Source organism: Enterobacter cloacae complex sp. GYL001 (assembly GCF_049237125.1).
Lineage (GTDB): Bacteria > Pseudomonadota > Gammaproteobacteria > Enterobacterales > Enterobacteriaceae > Enterobacter > Enterobacter hormaechei_C.
The window spans coordinates 1-524 of sequence record NZ_JBMKGW010000065.1 but is presented as its reverse complement, the minus strand read 5'-3'; the positions used below and the strand labels follow the sequence as shown (position 1 = coordinate 524).

Below are 524 nucleotides of genomic sequence, written 5' to 3'. Positions count from 1 at the left end.
GGCGTGGATGTCCGCCAAGGGAACGCCCGCCTGGGACGTCGCGCGGATCGACCGGACATTCGCGGAGACCTTCGTCCTGAGATCCGAGCTCCTAGTCGCGAGTTGCAGCGACGGCATCGTCGGCTGTTGCACCTTGTCGGCCGAGGATCCCGAGTTCTGGCCCGACGCCCTCAAGGGGGAGGCCGCATATCTGCACAAGCTCGCGGTGCGACGGACACATGCGGGCCGGGGTGTCAGCTCCGCGCTGATCGAGGCTTGCCGCCATGCCGCGCGAACGCAGGGGTGCGCCAAGCTGCGGCTCGACTGCCACCCGAACCTGCGTGGCCTATACGAGCGGCTCGGATTCACCCACGTCGACACTTTCAATCCCGGCTGGGATCCAACCTTCATCGCAGAACGCCTAGAACTCGAAATCTAACGTCCGTTCGGGGGCACTGTTGCAAATAGTCGGTGGTGATAAACTTATCATCCCCTTTTGCTGATGGAGCTGCACATGAACCCATTCAAAGGCCGGCATTTTCAGC

1 protein-coding gene is annotated in these 524 nt (G+C 62.4%); it reads left to right on the top strand.

Annotation, left to right across the window (positions count from 1 at the left end; all coding sequences use genetic code 11):
- A partial coding sequence (locus ACOTWU_RS25285) for a GNAT family N-acetyltransferase (RefSeq protein WP_032409615.1) occupies nt 1-418 on the top strand: 418 nt, incomplete at its 5' end.
- Between the last annotated feature and the right edge of the window lie 106 nt (nt 419-524).